Annotated in this window: 15 protein-coding genes; 13 read left to right on the forward strand and 2 right to left on the reverse strand. The window is 33.0% G+C overall.

All coding sequences use genetic code 11. The annotated features are described in order from the left end of the window. Nucleotides 1-91 precede the first annotated feature (91 nt). A complete protein-coding gene (locus AAYQ05_RS03810) occupies nucleotides 92-1,510 on the forward strand; it encodes an undecaprenyl-phosphate glucose phosphotransferase (protein ID WP_343541244.1) in 1,419 nt (472 codons plus the stop codon). An 8-nt stretch (nucleotides 1,511-1,518) separates the two neighbouring features. Here the strand turns inward: AAYQ05_RS03810 and AAYQ05_RS03815 are convergent, their stop codons facing one another. Continuing rightward, a complete protein-coding gene (locus AAYQ05_RS03815; RefSeq protein WP_343541245.1) occupies nucleotides 1,519-2,256 on the reverse strand; it encodes a tyrosine-protein phosphatase in 738 nt (245 codons plus the stop codon). 111 nt (nucleotides 2,257-2,367) lie between these two features. Between AAYQ05_RS03815 and AAYQ05_RS03820 the strand changes: the two genes are divergently transcribed. From AAYQ05_RS03820 to ftsY, 12 genes are all read left to right on the forward strand, one after another. Then, on the forward strand, nucleotides 2,368-3,558 hold the full coding sequence (locus tag AAYQ05_RS03820) for a DUF5009 domain-containing protein (RefSeq protein WP_343541246.1): 1,191 nt from the start codon (nucleotides 2,368-2,370) through the stop codon (nucleotides 3,556-3,558). 142 nt (nucleotides 3,559-3,700) lie between these two features. Next, nucleotides 3,701-4,882 carry a BamA/TamA family outer membrane protein gene (locus AAYQ05_RS03825; protein WP_343541247.1) on the forward strand — a complete coding sequence of 394 codons (1,182 nt, stop codon included), beginning with the start codon at nucleotides 3,701-3,703 and terminating at the stop codon, nucleotides 4,880-4,882. Between the two features lie 31 nt (nucleotides 4,883-4,913). Next, nucleotides 4,914-6,077, forward strand: coding sequence for a glycosyltransferase family 2 protein (locus AAYQ05_RS03830; RefSeq protein WP_343541250.1), 1,164 nt, complete (start codon nucleotides 4,914-4,916; stop codon nucleotides 6,075-6,077). A gap of 84 nt (nucleotides 6,078-6,161) precedes the next feature. Continuing rightward, entirely contained in the window at nucleotides 6,162-7,520 is a 1,359-nt protein-coding gene (locus AAYQ05_RS03835) for a dihydrolipoamide acetyltransferase family protein (protein WP_343541251.1), read from the forward strand. Nucleotides 7,521-7,739: 219 nt separating this feature from the next. Further along, nucleotides 7,740-8,510 (forward strand): 3'-5' exonuclease, encoded by a 771-nt coding sequence (locus AAYQ05_RS03840; protein WP_281633620.1) that lies wholly within the window; start codon nucleotides 7,740-7,742, stop codon nucleotides 8,508-8,510. An 83-nt stretch (nucleotides 8,511-8,593) separates the two neighbouring features. Beyond that, on the forward strand, nucleotides 8,594-9,205 hold the full coding sequence (locus AAYQ05_RS03845) for a fumarylacetoacetate hydrolase family protein (RefSeq protein WP_289057565.1): 612 nt from the start codon (nucleotides 8,594-8,596) through the stop codon (nucleotides 9,203-9,205). After that, nucleotides 9,205-9,549 (forward strand): Hpt domain-containing protein, encoded by a 345-nt coding sequence (locus AAYQ05_RS03850; RefSeq protein ID WP_008468078.1) that lies wholly within the window; start codon nucleotides 9,205-9,207, stop codon nucleotides 9,547-9,549. The genes AAYQ05_RS03845 and AAYQ05_RS03850 overlap by 1 nt, the downstream gene beginning before the upstream one ends. A gap of 175 nt (nucleotides 9,550-9,724) precedes the next feature. After that, on the forward strand, nucleotides 9,725-10,978 hold the full coding sequence (locus tag AAYQ05_RS03855; RefSeq protein ID WP_343541254.1) for a CinA family nicotinamide mononucleotide deamidase-related protein: 1,254 nt from the start codon (nucleotides 9,725-9,727) through the stop codon (nucleotides 10,976-10,978). Nucleotides 10,979-11,049: 71 nt separating this feature from the next. Beyond that, nucleotides 11,050-11,286, forward strand: a complete 237-nt coding sequence (rpmB, locus tag AAYQ05_RS03860) for a 50S ribosomal protein L28 (RefSeq protein ID WP_008468080.1) — start codon at nucleotides 11,050-11,052, stop codon at nucleotides 11,284-11,286. A 27-nt stretch (nucleotides 11,287-11,313) separates the two neighbouring features. Continuing rightward, nucleotides 11,314-11,496, forward strand: coding sequence for a 50S ribosomal protein L33 (gene rpmG, locus AAYQ05_RS03865; protein ID WP_011963553.1), 183 nt, complete (start codon nucleotides 11,314-11,316; stop codon nucleotides 11,494-11,496). A 77-nt stretch (nucleotides 11,497-11,573) separates the two neighbouring features. Continuing rightward, nucleotides 11,574-11,726 carry a DUF4295 domain-containing protein gene (locus tag AAYQ05_RS03870; RefSeq protein WP_008468081.1) on the forward strand — a complete coding sequence of 51 codons (153 nt, stop codon included), beginning with the start codon at nucleotides 11,574-11,576 and terminating at the stop codon, nucleotides 11,724-11,726. Nucleotides 11,727-11,913: 187 nt separating this feature from the next. Next, nucleotides 11,914-12,867, forward strand: coding sequence for a signal recognition particle-docking protein FtsY (gene ftsY, locus AAYQ05_RS03875; protein ID WP_177212408.1), 954 nt, complete (start codon nucleotides 11,914-11,916; stop codon nucleotides 12,865-12,867). Between the two features lie 302 nt (nucleotides 12,868-13,169). Here the strand turns inward: ftsY and AAYQ05_RS03880 are convergent, their stop codons facing one another. Then, nucleotides 13,170-13,709, reverse strand: coding sequence for a hypothetical protein (locus AAYQ05_RS03880; protein ID WP_343541255.1), 540 nt, complete (start codon nucleotides 13,707-13,709; stop codon nucleotides 13,170-13,172). Between the last annotated feature and the right edge of the window lie 367 nt (nucleotides 13,710-14,076).

The following is a 14,076-nucleotide window of genomic DNA, read 5'->3' on the forward strand; positions in this document are numbered from 1 at the left end:
AGTATTTAAAAAATATAATTTAAATGTTATTTTGCATCACATTAAATGTAAAAGTCTTTTTTATTCTTTTTGGATAAAACTACGCCCCGCAATGAAAATTTTACAAAAATTATCACACTACCGAATTTCACGTTATTATAAACTTTTGTTTGTAGTAGTTGATATTGTATTATTGAATCTTGCGACTATTCTTTCGGCCTTGGCAAGGTTTGGCAATTTAGATAAATTATTATCTAAAGATGAAAGAACAGTTTCGCTTTTAGCCATTTTAATATGGGTTGCTTTATTACTCCAAAAAGATTCTAATAGAAGCGTGAGAGTCGAGCCGATAGAATCGATATTGTGGAGAACAATCAAAAAGATTTCTATTCATGCCGCCTTGGTCTCGATATTCGTTGTTTACTTAAAATACGTTGATATTTCAAGACTTCGCTTGGTTTATTTTTACCTGATATTTTTTGGATTGCTGATGATTTCTCGTTATTTGTCAATGAAGCTTTTAAAATATGTTCGAGCGAAAGGCTTTAATTTTAAGACTTTTATAATCGTAGGTGCCAATAAATCTGGTGAAAAAATTCGTAAAGTTCTTGCAAAAGATCTTACGTTTGGCTACCGTTTTTTAGGTTTTTTTGACGAAATAAATGATAATCAAATTGTTGATCCGGCTTTAATTATTGGGAAATTTGACGATGTTGAAAAATTTGTTATCGATAAAAAGATTGACGAGATATATGTTGCATTGCATATTGACAATATCGAAATTATTAATGAGCTGACTAGAATTTGCGAGCAAAATATGATTCGTATCAAATTCATTCCCGATTTTCAGCTTTATACCAAAGCAAGTAAAGTAGAAGTTGCTTTTTATGAAAATACGCCAGTCTTAATGTTTCGTCCAGAACCGTTAGAATTTGCATCCAACAGACTTTTGAAAAAGACTTTTGATATTTGTTTTTCGGGTCTTGTAATTCTACTGATCTTTCCTTGGCTGTTTCCGATTATCATGATTATTATCAAACTCGAATCACCAGGTCCCATCTTTTTTAAGCAAGAAAGATCGGGAAGAGACAATAGATCGTTTATGTGTATAAAGTTTAGAAGCATGTATGTAAATGGTCTGGCGCATAATAAACAAGCAGAAAAAGGAGATAGCCGAATAACCAAATTTGGTGCTTTTATCCGTAAAACAAGTATAGACGAACTGCCACAGTTTTTTAATGTATTTCTTGGAGATATGTCTGTTGTAGGACCAAGACCACACATGGTAAATCTTGCAAAAGAGTACAGCGATCTTATTAATAATTATTTGGTGCGCCAATACGCTAAACCTGGAATTACTGGCTGGGCGCAGGTAAATGGTTTTAGAGGAGAAACTAAAGTCTTAAGTGATATGGAAAACAGAGTGGAATACGATATTTGGTATATCGAAAACTGGAGTTTTCTGCTAGATATTAAGATTATTGTAAAGACTGTTATCAATATTTTTAAAGGAGAAGAAAACGCTTACTAAGCACTTTATTAGAACTTAAAAAACTGATTATTAGCAATCACTTCTTTTAAAGGAACAATGTTTTTGGTTTTAATCTTATCGTCAAAAGCTGCAATATGTTTTTTATGATGAACATCGGTTCCGCAAAAATTATACATTCCTTTCGCTAAAAGAGCATCGGCCATTTTAGCAATCTGCGAACCATAATATTCTACAGTTGAAAGCAGATTTAGCTGAAAAAGACAGCCTGCATTTTTTAATTTTTCATATTCCGAAAACTTGTTGTGATAAAAAACATATCGTTCCGGATGTGCCAAAACAGGAATGTAACCCGCGACTTGTATCTCGAAAATGGTTTTGTAAATATTTAGCGGCGCATTTAAATAAGACATTTCTACCAAAACATAATTGTCTTTTAAAGTCAGCAGTTTTTCTTTTTTAAAATGATTTTCGAACCAGCTGTCTATAAAATATTCGGCAGCAGCCTGAAGAGGTATTTTGATTTTACTTTCCTGTAATGCCTTTTGGGTTTCTTGAAGTTTAGATTGAATAATCTCTGCTGAATTATTCCAAACATGATGATTGATATGCGGAGAAGTTATAATTTGGGAAACTCCAAGCGCTTTCAAAGAGGAAACCAACTCAATTGATTTTGTTATGTTTTTTGCCCCGTCATCAATTCCCGGTAAAATATGAGAATGAATATCGACAAAATTGCCATCAAGCAGTTCTTTTAATGCGGGTTTTGATTTGAGGAATGATAACATGTGGCAAAAATGTATAAATCAGTTTTATAATGCGCAAAATTAGTAGAGAATTTGTAACAAGACATTTTAGAATTATACTATATTTGATTTTTAGTAAAAAAGTAAAAAATTATGAAAATAAAAGAGAATCTGTTTAATCAGCGTATTATTTCTATTGATGCTTTGCGTGGAATTACCATTTTTGTAATGATTTTTGTAAACGAACTTGCGAGTATTCAAAATGTGCCACAATGGATGAAACACATGCCCGCAGATGCCGATGCGATGACTTTTGTAGATTTGGTTTTTCCTGCTTTTTTATTTATTGTCGGAATGTCTGTTCCGTTTGCTTTTAATGCTAGACTTATAAAAGGTGATACTCCGAAAACAATCTGGACACATACTTTAAAAAGAGCGATTGCGCTTATTGTAATTGGTGTTTTTATGGTCAATGCCGAATATGGATATAACGCAGCAAAAATGATTATCACACCTGCATTTTGGGGACTTTTGGCGTATAGCATGCCAATTCCAATTTGGAATAAATACCCAAAAGATTTTCCTGCTTGGTTAAAAAATGTGTTTCAATATGGAGGGATTTTAGTTCTCATCGCACTTTATTTCATTTATGTGCAAGATACAGGAGATCGCGGAATGACGCCAAAGTGGTGGGGAATTCTAGGATTAATAGGTTGGGCGTATCTTTTTACAGTAATTTATTATTGGTTGGTTTCAGGAAATTTATGGGCAATGATTGGACTTTTAGTTTTTTCTGTAATAATGAATTCCCTTAATTTAACCGAAAACTCTTTTGTTCACAGCACTTCTTGGTTAAGCTTTATAGCAGGGCATCTTACACATGTTTCTTTGACTTCTGCTGGAATTATAATTTCATTATTATTTTTTGATCGAAAAATTAGTTCAAAAATAAATTGGCCAGTAATTGGCTTTATTGCTTTATTTACAGTAACAGCAATCTTGCTTCGCCCGTATTTTGGAATATCGAAAATCAAAGGGACTCCTTCTTGGACAATGTTCTCGGCAGCAATTTGCACCGTCCTTTTCTATTTTCTGTATTGGCTGATGGAAGTTAAGAAACAGACGAGATGGAGCGAATTCTTCATGCCTGCAGCTGCAAACCCGTTATTAATTTATATTTTGCCAGGCGTAATTTATTATTTCTGTAAAGCTTTTAACTTTCATATAATACCAGGATATTTCAGAGAAGGCGTTCCAGGAATTTTATGGTCTCTAGTGTTTTCGATAATTATGCTTTTCGTAATGAAGATTTTGAATAGATATAAAATTCAGCTGCATCTTTAGAGTTTTAGTCTCGGTCTCAGTTTAGAGTTTTCAGTTTGTAAACTGAGACTGAAAGCCGCGACTGAAAACTTTCCTCAAAATCGACCTTAATATTCTGAATAAAATTTTAAATTTGTAAGAGACGGTTTTTAAAATATTGTGAGTGAATGGTTTAAGAATTAAATACATTTTGATTTTATTTTTAATAGGATCGTTTTGTCAGGCTCAAAACGATAGTACTGCCGTGGAAACTCGGGATATCTTAGACGTCATTCATAAAATTTTTGATAAACAGGATACTATTCGTCCAGATAGAAAACGAAAACTGGCTTTTTCTTTATTGCCTGTTCCGGTCGGTGTTAATTCTAGTAATGGTTTGGTTGTCTCTTTTCTGACTACTTTTTACTTGGGAGATGCAGAAAAAACCAAAATGTCTCAGATTACCTTTTCTCCTTATTTTAGTTTCAGCAATCAATTTGTATTTCCAATTCAGTCTTATATTTATACAAGTGACAATAAATGGAATCTTATGGGAGATTATCGGTATATGATTTATCCTCAGGATACCTATGGCTTGGGAGAAGATAATACAAAAAAGGAAATCTCTACGCTCGATTATCAGCAGTGGCGTTTTTATCAGTTTATAACAAGGCAGATTGTCGGTAATTATCGTTTAGGAGTTGGCTTTCTTTTTGACAATTATAAAAATATTTCTGAAGAATCTTATATAGAAGGAGAAACAGATTATTATAAATATATGAATGGCAATTATTCTGATGAGACTTCTTTCGGATTTGCAATTCAGGGTTTATACGATTCTAGAGAAAATATTATCAATCCCGAGCAAGGTCTGTACGTCGAAGCAGATCTGCGAATCAATACCAGCGGAGTAGAAGGAGACAAATGGCAATCTTTGTATTTTGATGCTAGAAAATACCATTCTTTTAGTAAAACCAAACATCGGGTTTGGGCATCAAGAGCTTTCTTTTGGTCTACTTTTGGAGGGAAACCGCATTATTTGGATCTCCCAAGTATTGGCTGGGATCGTGAAGGAAAAACGGGACGAGGATTTACCAAAAACAGATACCGAAGTAATGCCTTAATTTATTTTGAAACTGAGTATAGAACTGATATAACCCGTAACGGTTTTTTGGGTGCTGTTTTTTTTACCAATGTTTCTTCGGTTTCTAAACTTGATACGTACGAATTTAAAAAATGGAATCCGGCAGTTGGAACCGGAATTCGCATTAAATGGAATAAACGCAACGGCAGTAATTTGGCTCTAGATTATGGAATCAGTAAAAACGACTGGTCGCTTCGCTTAGGGTTATCAGAAAATTTCTAACTTCGGCCAAAATCTACAGACTTAATTATTCATGCAATTATCGGTTGTTATTTTAAATTACAATGTGCGTTACTTTCTCGAACAATGCCTTTTAAGTGTTCAGGAAGCAATTGTGTCAATCGATGCTGAAATTATTGTAGTCGATAATGATTCATCAGACGAAAGTGTTTTGATGATAAAAGAAAAATTTCCCGACGTAAAACTGATTGAAAACAAAGAAAATTTTGGTTTCCCAAAAGGAAATAATATTGGTGTTCGTCAAGCGAAAGGAAAGTACGTTTGTATTTTAAATCCTGATACTGTCGTTGCAGAAGATACTTTCATAAAGATTTTGGCTTTCGCCGAAAGGCAAAGCAATCTAGGGATTATTGGCTGTAAATTAATTGATGGAATAGGAGAATTTCTTCCAGAAAGCAAACGCGGTATTCCAACGCCATGGGTGGCTTTCACAAAAATCTTCGGATTGTATAAAATCTTTCCTAAAACCAGACTTTTTAATCAATATTACGCACAGCATTTAAACGAAAACGAAACAGGAAAAGTAGATATTCTCGTTGGTGCTTTTATGTTTTTAGAAAGAAAGCTCTATGAAGATTTAAATGGTTTTGACGAAAATTGTTTTATGTATGCAGATGATATTGATTTGTCGTATCGGGCTTTACAAATGGGAAAAACAAATCTCTACTTTCATGAAACCACTGTTTTGCATTATAAAGGAGAAAGTACGATAAAAGACGAAAAATATATGATGCGTTTTCAAGAAGCCATGAATTTCTTTTATCAGAAACATTTTAAGAAATCGCAGTTCTTTAGTATCTTTATTAAAATAGGTGCATTTTTGTTTTCAACAGCTAAAATGTTTCAGGGAAAACCAAAAGAAAACCCATTGCCGGAAAGTTATTTTTTATGCTCCGAAAATGAGAATTTCGCTAAAAAACTGACTTCGATTTTGGAAAATAAAGTTGCTTTTTTAGATTTCAAAGGAGAAAAAATGGTAAATTCGTGCCTGATTTTAAAGGGTAAAAAGGCAGAGATCATTTTGGATAATCACTATATTTCATTCAAAAAATGTATCGAAATCATAGAAACTCTTAAAGATAAGCAGGTTACTTTTAAAATTTTTCCCAAAAACACGGGTTTTATTATTGGAAGTAATTCAAGGAATGACAGAGGGCAAATCGTGAAAATTGAGTAAAAAATTATATTAAGTGTAATTTATGTTTAAAATTTTCATTAATTTCGCAATCTGAAAATCAAAAACATCTTTTAGATTAACAATATGGCAAGATTTGAATTAAAGCTTCCTAAAATGGGAGAAAGTGTCGCTGAAGCAACCATAACAAACTGGTTGAAAGAGGTTGGAGACAAAATTGAGGCTGATGAAGCCGTACTCGAAATTGCAACAGATAAAGTTGACAGCGAAGTGCCTAGTGAAGTATCAGGAATTTTAGTTGAGCAATTGTTTGGTAAAGATGATTTAGTGCAAGTAGGGCAGACTATTGCCATTATTGAAACTGAAGGCGGAGAAACAGCAACTCCAGAAGCTGTAAATGCAGTGCAAGAAACTGCTGCTCCTGCAGAAGTCGCTGAAATTGAAAAAACAATCGAATCGGTTAAAGAAACGGTAACTTCTCAAGATTTTTCAGGATCAGATAAATTCTTTTCTCCATTAGTAAAAAATATTGCAAAAGAAGAAGGTCTTTCTTTAAACGAACTTGAAAATATTGCAGGTTCTGGAAAAGACGGACGTGTGACTAAAGAAGATATTCTAAAATATGTAGAAGCTCGTAAATCGGGTGCTGTTCAAGTTTCTCAAACAATTGAAGCAGTTCAAAAAGTGGCTGTTGAAACTCCAAAAGCTGAAGAGCCAAAAACGGTTGAGCCAGTAGCTCAAAAAAGCCAGCAAGCGGTTCCAGTTTCTGTAAACGGTGCTGACGAGATTGTTGAAATGGACAGAATGCGCAAACTGATTTCTGGCTATATGACGGCTTCGGTTCAAACTTCTGCTCACGTACAATCTTTTATTGAGGTTGATGTAACGAACATTGTAAAATGGAGAGATAAAGTAAAAACAGCTTTCGAAAAAAGAGAAGGCGAGAAATTGACTTTTACTCCAATTATGATGGAAGCAGTTGCAAAAGCTTTAAAAGATTTTCCAGGAATGAACATTTCTGTTGACGGAGATTATATCATTAAAAAGAAAAATATCAATTTAGGAATGGCGGCAGCATTGCCAAACGGAAATTTAATTGTTCCTGTAATTAAAAATGCAGATCAGTTGAATTTGGTTGGAATGGCAAAAGCGGTTAACGATTTAGGAAACCGTGCAAAAGCTGGAAAACTAAAGCCAGACGATACGCAAGGTGGAACTTACACCGTTACAAACGTTGGTACTTTTGGCAGTGTTTTCGGAACGCCGATTATCAATCAGCCACAAGTTGGTATTCTAGCTCTTGGAGCAATTCGTAAAGTGCCTGCGGTTATTGAAACTCCAGAAGGTGATTTTATCGGAATTCGTCAAAAAATGTTCTTGTCGCACTCTTATGATCATAGAGTTGTTGACGGAGCTTTAGGAGGAAGTTTTGTGAAAAGAGTAGCAGAATATTTAGAGGCTTTTGATGTAGATAGAGATTTCTAAAATTCATTTTAAAAATAAATTCAAATCCGACTGGTTTTAAACTTGTCGGATTTTTTCTTTTGTAAGAAAAGAATTAAGCAGTAATACGTGGACTTATTAAGGGCTTGTTTTTTAAAAGTTAAAATTGCATAATTGAAAGCTTTTTTCGACAAAAAAAACGAGAATAAAGAGAGATATTCCGCTTTAAAAATTACATTTGTAAACTTATAAAAATTAGAAATGGAATTAAAACTTAACAAGCCAATTTGCTTTTTTGATCTCGAAACAACGGGAATTGACATCGGTAAAGATAGAATCGTAGAAATTTCAATATTCAAAGTTTTTCCTAACGGAAACAAAGAAAGTAAAACCTGGCTGGTTAATCCAACAATTCCAATTCCTCCACAAACAACTGCAGTTCATGGTATAACAGACGAAAAAGTAGCCAATGAACCAACTTTTGCAGAACTTGCTCCGCATATTCATAATATGATAAAAGACAGTGATCTTGGCGGATTTAATTCAGATCGTTTTGATATTCCCCTTTTAGCGGAAGAACTGCTTCGTGCAGGAGTTGATTTTGATATGAAAAATAAAGTTTCTGTAGATGTGCAGACGATTTTTCATAAAATGGAAGAGCGTACCTTAAGTGCTGCTTTGAAATTTTATTGTGGAAAAAATTTGGATAATGCACATTCGGCAGAAGCTGATACAATGGCGACTTACGAAATCTTGAAAGCGCAATTAGATCGTTATCCAGAATTAGAAAACGACATGAAATCTTTATCTGAATTTACAACTCGTAAAAAAATAGCAGATTTTGCCGGAATGATTGCTTTTGATAAAGATGACGAAGAAATTTTTACTTTTGGAAAACATAAAGGTGCAAAAGTGGAGAAGGTTCTAGAAACAGAGCCAGGATATTTCAGCTGGATCCAAAATGCTGATTTTCCTTTATATACCAAAAAAGTTTTGACAGCAATTAAATTAAGAAAATTAAATACGAAGTAAGCTTCTAAGGCGCTAAGTTTCTAAGGTTCTGAGTTTTTGCCTTAGAAACTTAGTGTCTTAGAAGCTTAGAAACTTAAAATAGAATGAAGATTATCTGTGTCGGCAGGAATTATGCCAATCATATAGAAGAGTTGAAAAACGAGCGTCCGAGTGAGCCTGTTGTTTTTATGAAGCCTGATTCTGCGGTTTTGCTGAAACAGCATCCGTTTGTAATTCCAGAGTTTTCTGAAGATGTTCATCATGAAGTTGAAATAATCGTAAAGATTAATAAAGTTGGGAAATATATTGAACCAAAATTTGCTCATAAATATTATGATGAAATAAGTGTGGGAATCGATTTTACAGCACGAGACTTGCAAAGTAAATTGAAAGAAAAAGGGCTTCCGTGGGAAAAAGCCAAGGCTTTTGACGGTTCTGCGGTTATTGGTGATTTTTTACCAAAAACTGATTTTGTTTCTATGGAAAATCTTAATTTTGAATTAAGAAGCAATTCAGAAACAGTTCAAAAAGGAAACTCGAGCATGATGCTTTGGAAGATTGATGAATTAATCGCACATGTATCTCAGTTTTTTACTTTAAAAATTGGAGATATTATTTTTACAGGAACGCCAGCAGGTGTTGCGGCTGTAAAACCAAATGATGTTTTAGAAGGCTTTTTAGAAGATAAAAAATTATTCAGAATACAAGTAAAATAATGGCTTTAAAGTACAACCTTTCGAAAGTATATGCGCTTTCAGATAACGATCCTGAATTTGTAAATCAGATTTTAACTTTATTTGTTACAGAAGTTCCGGAAGATTTGAAACAAATCAAAGAAGGAATTAAAAAGAAGGATCATAAATACGCCTATTCCTATGCTCATAAAATAAAGCCTACATTGGATCTGATGGGATTAAATGTGGCTTTTGAAGAAATCTTGCAAGTTGAGGCTTGGACAAAAGCTGAAGGCAAGAAAAAAGATATTATCGAAACTTTTAAAAGTATTAAGGTACAAGTAAAAGAGGCGATTAAAGAAATTAAAAAAGATTTTGATCTTTAATATAAAATTTGACTTATTCCTGTTTTAAAGGAATAAGTCAAAACATTTTTTAAATTTTGTAAACAGGCTTATAGTTTGTAAAAGCCGTTAATACCTCCTTCCAAGACAAAATTTAAATTTTCTACTTATAAATTATTGGCTTATTTATTTAAGCAACAAAAATATTTCACTGATTATGAAAGCAGCAATTATTACTATTGGAGATGAAATCTTAATTGGTCAAATCGTAGATACAAATTCGGCTTTTATTGCTAAATCACTCGATAGAATTGGAGTTGAGGTAGCAGAAATGCTGTCAATAAGCGATGACAAAAAACATATTTTAGATACTTTTGCTCAATTGCAAAACAAAGTAGATGTTGTTATTGTGACTGGCGGATTAGGACCGACAAAAGATGATGTTACAAAGAAAACGTTTTGTGAATACTTTAATGATGAGTTAGTTGTAGATCAAAAAGTTTTGGTGCATGTGACCGAATTGATAGAAGGTTTTTATAAAAGACCGATTTCTCAATTGAACAAAGATCAGGCTCTAGTTCCGTCAACTTGTACTGTTTTGCATAACAAAGTGGGAACCGCGCCAGGAATGTGGATGAAGAAAGAAAATACCGTTTTTATTTCGCTTCCAGGGGTTCCGTATGAAATGAAATATTTGGTAGAGGAAGAGATAATTCCGAAAATTGTCCGCGAATACAAACGTCCATATATTATTCACAAAACCATATTAACTTACGGTCAAGGTGAAAGTTTAGTGGCAGAACGTATTGAGCAATGGGAGAATAATCTTCCGGAATTTATAAAATTGGCTTATTTGCCAAATCCGGGACGAGTTCGTTTGCGTTTGACCGCCAGAGGGACTAATAAAGAAGAATTAGAAGAAGCAATAGAATCTAATGTTCAGTCTTTAGATGCTATAATTCATGATATAATTGTAGGCTACGAAGAAAACGAGACAATCGAAACAGTAATTGGTAAATTGCTTTCTAAACAAAGTAAAACAATCTCAACGGCAGAAAGTTGTACAGGAGGAAGAATCGCTTCGTTGCTCTCGTCTGTTCCGGGTTCGTCAAGCTATTTTAAAGGAAGTGTGGTTTCTTACGCAACAGAAGCAAAAGTGAATGTTTTGGGAATTCCGCAAAATTTAATTGATCAGTTCTCGGTTGTAAGTGCTGAGGTTGCTTCGGCTATGGCGCTGAGTGTGAAAGATTTGCTGAAAACTGACTATGCTCTAGCAACGACAGGTAATGCGGGGCCTTCAAAAGGAGATTCTGATGCCGAAATAGGTGCTGTTTTTATTGCTTTGGCAACTCCAAACGGAGTAATTGTGGAAGAATTTAACTTCGGACAACCGCGTGAAAAAGTGATAGATAGGGCATCAGTTAAGAGTTTAGAAATTTTACAGAAAGAAATTTTAAAATTTGTGCAATAATTTTTTGCTACAATGGTTTATTTTTCTTTTCTTTGCACCCTGATTTTGAATAACGATAAAAGATAAGTATAATGTCAAGAGTTTGTGACCTTACAGGTAAAAGAGCGATGGTAGGAAATAACGTTTCTCACGCTATGAACAAAACTAAGAGAAAGTTTTCTGTAAACTTAGTTAAAAAGCGTTTTTATCTTCCAGAAGAAGATAGATGGATTACTCTTAGAGTAGCAGCATCTACGATAAAAACAATTAATAAAAATGGAATCACTGCAGTTTTGAAAAAAGCGCAGTCAGAAGGATTTATCAAATAATCTTTTCCTAAATAAATATATAGCAAGATGGCAAAGAAAGGTAATAGAATCCAAGTAATTTTAGAATGTACTGAACACAAAGCTTCTGGTGTTGCAGGAACTTCTAGATATATTACAACTAAGAACAAAAAAAATACTCCAGACAGATTAGAGATTAAAAAATTTAATCCAGTTTTAAAAAGAGTAACTGTTCACAAAGAAATTAAGTAATAATTAGAGATTTTTATAAATCTCAAATGGTTTAGCCATTTCGAGTTTTATGAAAAACTTCAAATAACATTTGAATCATGGCAAAGAAAACCGTAGCATCGTTACAAACATCTTCTAAGAGATTATCAAAAGCCATCAAAATGGTAAAATCTCCTAAAACTGGTGCATATACATTCGTAGAATCTATTATGGCTCCTGAAGAAGTTGATGAATTCTTGAAAAAGAAATAATTACAATTACATTATATAGAAAAGCTACTTTCATTCGGAAGTAGCTTTTTTATTACCTATATTTGTCTAAAAATTTAAAGAATCGTAACAATTGGACGTTTTTTAAAAAACAATTGCACTTTCTTTAAAGATTTGGATTTCTTACTTGAAAATCGAGAAATCTAGTAAATCTAATAATCTACAAAAAATGAGTTTTTTTAAAAAATTATTCTCTAGCGAAAAAAAAGAGACTTTAGACAAAGGTCTTGAAAAAACAAAAACTACTTTTTTCTCGAAGTTAAGCAAAGCCGTTGCAGGTAAATCTAAAGTTGATGATGATGTTTTAGATAATCTGGAAGAAGTTCTTGTAGGTTCTGATGTTGGAGTAAATACTACATTAAAAATCATTGAAAGAATTGAAAAACGTGTTGCTGAAGATAAATATTTAGGAACAGATGAATTAAATCAGATTCTAAGAGATGAAATAGGTGCTTTACTGTCTGAAACAAATACAGGTGAAGCAACAGAATTTGAAGTTCCAAAAGATAAAAAGCCTTACGTTTTAATGGTTGTTGGAGTAAATGGTGTTGGAAAAACAACTACTATTGGTAAGTTGGCGTATCAATTTAAAAAAGCAGGGCATAAAGTGGTTTTAGGTGCAGCAGATACTTTTCGGGCTGCAGCGATAGATCAGCTACAAGTTTGGGCTGACCGTGTGGGTGTATCAATTGTAAGACAAAATATGGGAAGTGATCCAGCTTCTGTCGCTTTTGATACTTTGCAATCAGCTGTGGCTCAAAATGCAGATGTTGTTATTATTGATACAGCTGGGCGTCTTCATAATAAAGTGAATTTGATGAACGAACTTTCGAAAGTAAAACGTGTCATGCAGAAAGTAGTTGCTGATGCTCCTCACGATGTACTTTTGGTTTTAGATGGTTCAACTGGTCAAAACGCTTTTGAACAAGCTAAACAATTTACAGCAGCAACAGAAGTAACCTCATTGGCAGTTACAAAATTGGACGGAACTGCAAAAGGCGGAGTTGTAATTGGTATTTCAGACCAGTTTCAAATTCCAGTTAAATACATTGGTGTTGGCGAAGGAATTGAAGATTTGCAAGTTTTTAATAAATATGAGTTCGTCGATAGCTTTTTTAAATAATTTATAATGAAAAATATATCAGCTTTAACCTTCTATTTCGCTAGTGTACTATCTTTTGTTCTGGCAAATGTTTTAAAGGATAAAAATCTTTCGATATACTATATTTTATTGGTTCTAGGTATTGTTTTGTTTTTTTTGGGTGTTCTTAAGAGGATAAAGACTAATCGATAATTAGTAGTATTGAAACAGAAAAGAGTTTTGAAAAACTAAAGCTTAGACTGCTTTTAAGTTTTTCAAGACTCTTTTCTGTTTGATTAAAGTTTCTAATTTGAGTATCTGAAAAAGTTTAATTTTTATGGGATTTATTTTTTTTTAAGTCCTTTTAATAACGGGTGGCTGAAATCTTCATTAAGTTTCCATTTAGTGCCATCGGTAAAAACGATATAATAAGCTCTTATTTTTATAATTTTATTTGCATCTGTAGAAAAGTCCTCCCAAAATTCAGTTCTCGATTGATTTGCCTTTAATAAATACGTGGAGTTTTCTGTAAATCTTCCTTCCCCATAAAAATATTTTCCGTTTGCTGGTTCGTCAAATGAATTGATGCAGAACCATTCAAATTTAATTGCTTTTATATTTTTTTTACCTAGGTTTTTAAAAGTTATACTAATGTCTTTATGTTGGGAGTAATCATTGTTAAGTAATGTTGCTTTTGTGATTTTTATTGGTGATATCTGATTGCTTTTTATAGCAAATGTATCCTTCGGTTTTGCACTTGTTGCGCTATTTGGAAAGTTTTTGTTTGATTTAAAATGTTCTTGGTTATTTTTGGATGGCATTGGTTTGTTGCATTTTAAAAATAAAAGAGAAGCAGTAAAAAGTAATATCGGTATGTTTTTCATTTTTAAATCTGGAATTTAGGTTTTGAGACTAAGATTTTTTTTTGAGTTAATTTGATGCTTTATTTTTGATGCTTAAGTTTTTTAAATTTTATTGGGATTTTGATCCCTTATAAGTTTTTAAAATATTGGAGTAAGACTTTTTTCGTATAAAAAGTTCTTGTTTTAGTGGAATAATTCAGTAGAAAAATATTTCTTTTGATGATTATAAAATTATCTTTGTAATTCGATAAGATTTCTTTTGAAAATGGGAAGCCTAGTCTTGAGTGTAGAGGCATCCTTTTGTTGTTCTCGATAGCTGTCGAGTGATAAAAAAGACACAGTAGACAACTAGAATCAGCTCCTTAATTTTCGACTACATTTAAATAAA

It is taken from the genome of Flavobacterium movens (assembly GCF_039581425.1).
Classification (GTDB): domain Bacteria; phylum Bacteroidota; class Bacteroidia; order Flavobacteriales; family Flavobacteriaceae; genus Flavobacterium; species Flavobacterium luteolum.

Excerpts from the sequence above, each read along its gene's own strand:
- AAYQ05_RS03810 (WP_343541244.1), top strand. The coding sequence starts at position 92 with ATGAAAATTTTACAAAAATTATCACACTACCGAATTTCACGTTATTAT.
- AAYQ05_RS03815 (WP_343541245.1), bottom strand. The coding sequence starts at position 2,256 with ATGTTATCATTCCTCAAATCAAAACCCGCATTAAAAGAACTGCTTGAT.
- AAYQ05_RS03820 (WP_343541246.1), top strand. The coding sequence starts at position 2,368 with ATGAAAATAAAAGAGAATCTGTTTAATCAGCGTATTATTTCTATTGAT.
- AAYQ05_RS03830 (WP_343541250.1), top strand. The coding sequence starts at position 4,914 with ATGCAATTATCGGTTGTTATTTTAAATTACAATGTGCGTTACTTTCTC.
- AAYQ05_RS03835 (WP_343541251.1), top strand. The coding sequence starts at position 6,162 with ATGGCAAGATTTGAATTAAAGCTTCCTAAAATGGGAGAAAGTGTCGCT.
- AAYQ05_RS03840 (WP_281633620.1), top strand. The coding sequence starts at position 7,740 with ATGGAATTAAAACTTAACAAGCCAATTTGCTTTTTTGATCTCGAAACA.
- AAYQ05_RS03845 (WP_289057565.1), top strand. The coding sequence starts at position 8,594 with ATGAAGATTATCTGTGTCGGCAGGAATTATGCCAATCATATAGAAGAG.
- AAYQ05_RS03850 (WP_008468078.1), top strand. The coding sequence starts at position 9,205 with ATGGCTTTAAAGTACAACCTTTCGAAAGTATATGCGCTTTCAGATAAC.
- AAYQ05_RS03855 (WP_343541254.1), top strand. The coding sequence starts at position 9,725 with ATGAAAGCAGCAATTATTACTATTGGAGATGAAATCTTAATTGGTCAA.
- rpmB (WP_008468080.1), top strand. The coding sequence starts at position 11,050 with ATGTCAAGAGTTTGTGACCTTACAGGTAAAAGAGCGATGGTAGGAAAT.
- rpmG (WP_011963553.1), top strand. The coding sequence starts at position 11,314 with ATGGCAAAGAAAGGTAATAGAATCCAAGTAATTTTAGAATGTACTGAA.
- AAYQ05_RS03870 (WP_008468081.1), top strand. The coding sequence starts at position 11,574 with ATGGCAAAGAAAACCGTAGCATCGTTACAAACATCTTCTAAGAGATTA.
- ftsY (WP_177212408.1), top strand. The coding sequence starts at position 11,914 with ATGAGTTTTTTTAAAAAATTATTCTCTAGCGAAAAAAAAGAGACTTTA.
- AAYQ05_RS03880 (WP_343541255.1), bottom strand. The coding sequence starts at position 13,709 with ATGAAAAACATACCGATATTACTTTTTACTGCTTCTCTTTTATTTTTA.